The 6911-nt window shown below is 69.3% G+C and carries 7 protein-coding genes; 3 read left to right on the top strand and 4 right to left on the bottom strand.

Going from position 1 to position 6911, the window contains the following annotated elements; genetic code table 11:
- Nucleotides 1-501 precede the first annotated feature (501 nt).
- Nucleotides 502-1293: an SDR family NAD(P)-dependent oxidoreductase gene (locus NDW01_RS40210; RefSeq protein WP_252829793.1), complete on the bottom strand. Its 792-nt coding sequence runs from the start codon at nt 1291-1293 to the stop codon at nt 502-504.
- 241 nt (nt 1294-1534) lie between these two features.
- On the opposite strand from NDW01_RS40210, the gene NDW01_RS40205 reads away from it, so the two are divergent.
- Nucleotides 1535-1741 carry a hypothetical protein gene (locus tag NDW01_RS40205; protein ID WP_252829792.1) on the top strand — a complete coding sequence of 69 codons (207 nt, stop codon included), beginning with the start codon at nt 1535-1537 and terminating at the stop codon, nt 1739-1741.
- A 94-nt stretch (nt 1742-1835) separates the two neighbouring features.
- Here the strand turns inward: NDW01_RS40205 and NDW01_RS40200 are convergent, their stop codons facing one another.
- Nucleotides 1836-2390, bottom strand: a complete 555-nt coding sequence (locus NDW01_RS40200) for a nitroreductase family protein (RefSeq protein ID WP_252829791.1) — start codon at nt 2388-2390, stop codon at nt 1836-1838.
- 182 nt (nt 2391-2572) lie between these two features.
- On the opposite strand from NDW01_RS40200, the gene NDW01_RS40195 reads away from it, so the two are divergent.
- Both NDW01_RS40195 and NDW01_RS40190 read left to right on the top strand, forming a co-directional pair.
- Nucleotides 2573-3052, top strand: coding sequence for a hypothetical protein (locus NDW01_RS40195; RefSeq protein WP_252829790.1), 480 nt, complete (start codon nt 2573-2575; stop codon nt 3050-3052).
- 102 nt (nt 3053-3154) lie between these two features.
- The gene (locus NDW01_RS40190) at nt 3155-3499 is read left to right on the top strand and encodes a hypothetical protein (RefSeq protein ID WP_252829789.1); all 345 of its coding nucleotides are present in this window, start codon (nt 3155-3157) and stop codon (nt 3497-3499) included.
- 81 nt (nt 3500-3580) lie between these two features.
- On the opposite strand, the gene NDW01_RS40185 is transcribed toward NDW01_RS40190, so the two are convergent.
- Together NDW01_RS40185 and NDW01_RS40180 are read right to left on the bottom strand one after the other, a co-directional pair.
- Nucleotides 3581-4594, bottom strand: a complete 1014-nt coding sequence (locus NDW01_RS40185; RefSeq protein WP_252829788.1) for a LacI family DNA-binding transcriptional regulator — start codon at nt 4592-4594, stop codon at nt 3581-3583.
- Nucleotides 4595-4770: 176 nt separating this feature from the next.
- Nucleotides 4771-6864 carry a glycoside hydrolase family 2 protein gene (locus tag NDW01_RS40180; protein ID WP_256514333.1) on the bottom strand — a complete coding sequence of 698 codons (2094 nt, stop codon included), beginning with the start codon at nt 6862-6864 and terminating at the stop codon, nt 4771-4773.
- Nucleotides 6865-6911: the final 47 nt, after the last annotated feature.

Raw genomic sequence — 6911 nt, 5'->3', positions numbered from 1 at the left:
CTGCTCGTCACTCGCCGCGCTCACCGGCGACTGGGTGTCGTGCTCCACGGACTCGGAATCAACGGCGGTCTCGCTCATCTGGCGTCTCTCTCTTGATCATCAGATCCGCCGTTAGCTTTACAGTCCCAGCACGGAAGGTTAACCAGCCCGTCACGCGGCAAAATGAAGCCTCGCCGGACGTCCCGTACATGCGCCAGCGCGGTCGGTAAATTCCCGGATCCCATGGCCGAGACCATGGCCGAGAGCTTGCGTCGCGGTGCGGCGAAGGCGCTCGAGCGCCAGTACGCGCAGATCGCCGAGCAGGCACGCGCCATTTCGTAGGGACGCCGTTCCGGTCGAGTTCGGCGGGCGGCACTCCGAGCGCGACCGCCGCTGGTCCGGGCGCCGGCGTAGAGCAGTGACCGGTCGGACGGCATCCAGCGGACCGGAGATCCGATCTACGCAAGGTGGCGGGTGTGGGAGCGGCCGGTCGCACCCACACCCGCCCGCGCGGGCACGTCGTCAGTCGGCGATCATGCCGCCGCTGAGGTTGGCGATGGCCCCCGTCATCGCGGCGGCGCGGTCGGACGCCACGAAGACGGCCACGTCGGCGATCTCGGCGACGGTGGGCAGCTTCTTGCGCAGCGTCCGCTCCGCCATGCGGGCCTCGAACGCGTCGCGGCTGATGCCATAGGCGTTGGCGTGCAGGCCGTACACCTCGGTGAGCTGCGAGGTGTCCGGCATGCCCGCCGCGTTCAGGCAGACGACCCGGACGCCTTGCGGTCCCAACTCGGCGGCCAGGCCGCGGGACAGCGATTCGACCGCTGCCCATGCCGGAGCCATGCCTCCCATGAGCGGGACGGCCGTACGGGACGGAGATGCCGTGATCGTCAGGATCACTCCCGATCCCTGGCCGGACATGCGGCGCCCGGCCGCTCGGGCGGTCAGGAAGTTCGCCTTGGGATAGGTGCTGATGGGCAGGTCGAAATCTTCGGCTGGCAGATCGATGAGCCGAGTGCCCTGAATGCCCGTCTGAGGCAGGCTGATGGCGTTGAAGGAGACGTCGATGGATCCGGCGTCCCGGACCACCGCGTCGGCGTGGACCTCCACGGCGCCCTCATCCAGCACGTCCACCGTGGCGACGTCGGCGACGCCGCCTGAGGTCCGGATCTTCTCCGCGACCGTCTCCAGCGCGGCACGGGTACGCCCCGCGAGGAAGACCCGGGCTCCCTCCTTGGCGAAGGCCTGCGCGACCGCCCCGCCGATCGCACCGCTCGCCCCGTAGACGATCGCGTTCTTGTCTCCGAGCAGCAAGGTTCCTCCTGGATGTCGATTGGCACGGACCGGAGTCCGTCATCCTTTTCGACCTGGAGACCGTCCAGAAGGAATCGCCGCGACGACCGGATCTTCTGAGCGACGCGCCGGTCGGCTCCGCCTTGCGCCGCCCTCCCGGCCGGGGCATCCGGCTCGCTGCACCTGGTGGCGTACGCCGACGGATGTGGGGCCCTCAGGTGACGACGAAGCTCGTTCCCGCGTCTTGATGATCATGGTCACCGTGCTTTCGCGGGCCTCCTCGCCCGCGTCCACCCAGGACGTATGGATCCTCTGGAAGATCTACGCCACCTCCGAGTCGTGCCGGCAGGCCGGCCGCGACATGATCGGCGTCGGCGTCGGCGTCGGCGTCGGCGTCGGCGCCGTCGTCGACCACAAGTGTGCATGGGACAGCCCGGACTGGGCGCCATACCTGCGCATGGTCGGCTGATTCAACGCCACGGGTGACCTGCCATTCGAGTGAATGGCAGGTCACCCGTCGTAATGATGTTCTCCTGCTGCGACTTATTGCTGAACGTATGCGCTCACGAAGACCAGGGGGCGGAGCGCAGGTCGGCGATTCCGCGCCGTTCGCGGCTCTCCGGTGGCTCACCGGCGGCCCTCCCGATCGCGATCATCGAGATGATCGCCCAACCGGGGTTCGGGCGCAGCTCCTCGGTGAGGCCTTCCAGGTCGAAGGCGCGGAACTGATGGGAGGCCAGCCCCATCGCCTGGGCCTGGATGGTCAGGTGGGCGACGGCCTGGCCCAGGTCGTAGTCCGCGAACTCGGAGTAGAGCAGTGGCGTGTCGTCGACGTAGCGGCGTGCGAGCGTGACGACGAGCAGGCCCGCGTCCGCGGCCCAGCGGGCCGAACTGGGCGCGAGGTGGCGCACCACCCGCTCGTGCTCCCGCTCGCCGGGCCGGCCGGTGAAGAAACCCCAGGGCTGGGAGTTCCCGGCGGACGGCGCCCAGCGCGCGGCCTCCAGCAGCAGGCCGAGGGAGTGGTCGTCGACGGCGGCCGACGGGTCGAACTCGTAGGGGCTGAACCGTCCCGCCAGCAGAGGGTGGATGCCGCCGGGCGGTTCTCGATCACGTCGCACGTCCCGGTGCAACCGGCCGCCGTACGGCCGTATTTCTTTCCGAGGGGGCGGGCGGTGCGGACAGGAGAAGCATCGACGCGGCGCAAGGGAAGTGGCGGCACGGATACTGACCCACCCTTGAACGATCGGTAATCATCGAGGAGCGGAGGGTGAGAATGTCCGGACGGGAAGCATTCCTGGCAATGGCCAGAACACAGACCGGCCCTCGAAGACGTGCGGACGGCAGCTCGAAGTACGGCGAATGGTTCGCCGGGCTCGTCGGCGATCCCGCTTTCCGGGACGGCGACTTCTGCGCGATGGGCCTGCTCTGGTGCGCCTGGCGCACCGGCCAGCTCCCGGTGCTCGGCGGCGCACGGCGCGAGTGGGCGTGGGTGCCGTCCTGGTGGCGGCACTGGCAGGACATCGGGCGCTGGACGGCCGGTGCCGCCCGTGGCCGGATCGTCTTCTTCGATTTCGACCGCTCCGGCGCGCCGGAACATGTGGGCGCGGTCCTGCAGGACGACCGCAACGGGACGATCGTCACCATCGAGTTCAACACCATGAACGGCTGGTGCGCGGTCCGGGGCCGCCGCCTGTCCGACGTCATCGGATTCGGAGACCCCGCATGGGCGGACGCCCGTGTACCGGTCGCCGCGGGCGGCGACTCCTGCTGGCAGGGCTGAGATGCTCCGGGGCGCCGGCGTCTCCGCCGGGCAGGGCACGCGAACGTCGGACGGCTCACCATCGTCGAGCCCGCCGGAGGGGGCGGGCGGCAGGAGGAGGACATGCCGTACGGAGGACAGCTGCCGGCCGGAAGAGGCAGCGAGGTGGAGATCTCCTTCCCCCGGGGATTCCCCACGGCGATCGGCCTGGTCTACGACAACACCCTGGCCATCCCCGAGCTGGGGGTCGAGCCGCAGCCGATCGGAGAGGTGCGCATCGCCGCCCATCACGGCGACGGCACCCACCAGATCGTGGAGGCCAGGGTCGGCGCCGGCGTGACCGACCCGAAGCAGCCGGACAGGACCTTCAAGACCGTCGTCCACTTCGACCGGCCCGCCGACGTCGACTACGTCATCCTGGTCCGGCGCGACGCGGGAACCCGCCCGATCGGCTGGGACCTGAGCTGACCCGCGCCCCGGCTCTCGCGGCGCACCGAGCGGCGCGGATGAACACGACGCGGGTGCGGCGGACGTCGCCGCGGCCTCCGCTCAGCTCCCCGTGCTCTCGCGGGGGACCAGCCGGTGCGGCGCCCATAGCTCCGCGGGCCGCTCATCCGACCGATCGCCGAGCCGTGCGATCAGCCGGTCCACGGCGAGCCGCGCGATCTGTTCCTTGTCGGGTGAGACGGTGGTGAGCGAGGGCGTGCTGTAGCGGCTCTCCTCGATGTCGTCGAAGCCGGCGACGGCCACGTCCTCAGGAATGCGCAACCCGCGGGTGAGGAGGGTCCGCAGGGCGCCGAGGGCCAGCAGGTCGTTGTAGCAGAAGACGGCGTCGGGAGGCCCGCCGGGATGATCGAGCAGGGCCGCCATGGCCCGTGCGCCGTCGGATCGATGGAACCGGCGCGTACTGATGATCAGCGATTCGTCGAGAGCGCGGCCTCGGGCCGCATGGGCCTCGCGATAGCCGCGCGTGCGCAGTTGGGCCGTCTCGCCGGTCTCATAAGGCTGGTCGCCCATCGCGGCGATCCGGGTGCGGCCGATATCGATGAGGTGCTCGGTGGCCGCGCGCGAAGCGGCGACGTTGTCGATGGCGACATGGTCATAGGGGCTTTCGGCGATCCGCTCGCCGAGCAGAACGAGCGGGCTCGTGGTGTCCCGCAGGGCGAGATCCGCCTGTGACAGCGCGAGCGGACTGAGGATGACGCCGTCGAACAATGCGGCGCTCGCCCCCATGATGAGTTCGCGCTCGCGATCCGGCTCGCCGTCGGTCTGATCGATCACCACGGTGTATCCGTGCCGGCGCGCCTCGGTGACGACCGCTCTGGCGAGTTCCGCGAAATAGGGCACGTCCAGTTCGGGAACGACCAGCGCCAGCATCCCGGTACGGCCCCGTTTGAGATTGCGAGCGAGGAGATTCGGCCGGTATCCCAGCTCGGCCACCGCCGCCTCGACCCGGAGCCGCGTCTCGTCCGAGACCGGCGCATATCCGTTGACGACGTTGGATACCGTACGAATCGAGACTCCCGCGCGGGCGGCTACGTCTCGAAGGCGAGCTTTGGTCATAGCACTTCCTTCGAGAATGGTGTGAATCTTAGAACATCGGATGCCAGCCTATTGCCACGATGCATAGGCGCCGTCCCAGGAATTGCGGAATCCGGGGCCGTCCGCCGGGACCCGGCGGTCGGCGGACGGCCCTGATCTCCGCTAACGCGGGATTCGGCGGAATCCCGTTTCCCGGATCACGTGGTGGCCCGGGCCGCGGCGTCCAGAGCGGCGTCGATACCGACATCGACGAAGCAGCGCCCGACGACCTCGTCCGCCGACACGATCAGAAGGTGCAGCCGAGCCGCCCGTACGCCGTCGGGCAATCGGTCGACGACACGGAAAGGCGCACTGAGCCGGAAAGGGTGCACCTTGACCGGGTCGGCCGGGGGAGTCGCGCCGACGGCACGCGACGCGGCCGCGGCGTCGCAGTCGCCGAGCACCGCGCCCCAGACGGGCACGACCACCGCCTCGATCGCCGAGGACCCGTGGTGGGATATCCGGACACCGACGTCCACCGTCCGGTCGTCGCCGACCACCAGGTCCCGTCCCGGAGCACGCGGGTCGATGTCGACGAGGAGGACGGTCTCGGCGTTGACGAGGTCCGGAGCGTTCCCGCCGCCGTCCTTACGGCTCCGGTCGAAGGCGTAGACGCCCGCCATCTCGTGTTCGATGTCGTACAGTTCGGTCCACACGTAGCCGGACAGGTCGTCGTGCCGGCGCAGTTCCAGGGTCTGCCAGCGCAGGTTCCAGCCGCGCTCGACGCTGGTCCACCCCCCGCCGAACTCGCTGTTGAGATTGGGCCGTCCGGAGGACGGGCCGCCGTCGGCCATCAGCAGTTTGTCCACGGTCATTCCGGGCCCGAGCCCGACCGGGAAGGCGGGCCGGCGTTCCGCCAGCAGCGCGTGGACCTTGGTCGCCCAGCCGGCCGGTGTCTCGTCGTAGATGTGCCAGTCCACGAGGTCGGTGGCGACATGCGACCAGCCGGAGTTGTCCACGACGGGACGTGAGGGGTCCAGGTTCTTCAGCGACTCGTACGCGCGGCGGACCGCCGCCTGCTTGTCCGGGTCGCCGGGGACGTCCCAGTCCAGGCCCCACTCCTCGTTGTACAGGCCCCAGATGACGACGCTGGGATGGTTCCCGTCACGGCGGACCATCGGCTCGATCTGGGCCTCGAACCTGGCCACGGCCGCAGGTGTGAAGACGCCGGTGCTGGCGGGCTCGGCCCACACCAGCATGCCGAGGCGATCGGCGTGATGGAGGAAGCGCGGGTCCTCCAGCTTCAGGTGCTTACGAACCAGGTTGAAGCCGGCCTCCCGGGCGAGTTCGAGGTCGGTGACGAACGCCTGGTCGTCCGGGGCCGTCAGACCGGTACGAGGCCAGTAGCCCTGGTCGAGGACGCCTCTCACGTACAGGCGCTCGTCGTTGAGCAGGATGTGCTCACCGTCGGCCGTCACCCGCCGAAGGCCGGTCTGCGACGCGACGCGATCGGTGCCGTCCGCGGATTCGAGCGTCACGGTGACCGTGTAGAGATGGGGATCGGCCGGGCTCCACAGGCGGGGATCCTGAATCCGCAGGTGCACCCGCACCGTACCGTCGTCGAGTTCGGTCGTCACCGGCCGCCCCCCGTCGACGGACACGGTGAGCCGGGCACCGCTCAGCGACGGGCCCGCGGCCGTGACGTTCGCCACGATCCCGTCGAGGGTGTCCGACGGAGCGAGCGCGAGTGCCGATACGTACGTCGCCGGGCGCGCCTCCAGCCACACCGACTGCCAGATGCCGCTGCTGGGCGTGAAGGCGCACGAGTCGTAGTCGTCACGCGGGATACTGCGCTGCTTCCCATGGACGATCTCCCGCTTGTCCACCGGCGCCCACACCCGGACCAGCACGGTGGCGGACAGACCGTCCAGCGTGTCGGTGATGTCGAACTCGAAAGGCGTATAGCCGCCCTCGTGCTCACCGACCCGCGTGCCGTTCACCCAAACGACGGCCGAGTGGTGGACGGCGCCGAAGTGCAGGACGACCCGCTGACCGCTCCACTCCTCCGGAATCGTGATCGTCCTGCGGTACCACCCGTACTCCAGCCAATGGACTCCCAGGCCCGACGCCTCGGTCTCCCAGGCGAACGGCACGGTGATCCGCGAAGGCCACGCACGATCCTCATGCGACAACTCCTCGACGGTGGCCGTCCCAGCCGGGTCGGTGGCGAATTCCCACGATCCGTTAAGGCTCAGCCACGTATGCGAGCGGTCGAAATGAGGGCGGGGGTATTCTGGGCGGACCAACGACATTTCTTCTCCAAGATATGGAAGCGTTGAATCAGGTCTTCGGGTGAGGC

It is taken from the genome of Actinoallomurus soli (genome assembly GCF_024055715.1).
In the GTDB taxonomy this organism is placed as follows: domain Bacteria; phylum Actinomycetota; class Actinomycetes; order Streptosporangiales; family Streptosporangiaceae; genus Actinoallomurus; species Actinoallomurus soli.
Note: the sequence above shows the minus strand (reverse complement) of the source record. Positions and strands in the feature narration are given on the sequence as shown.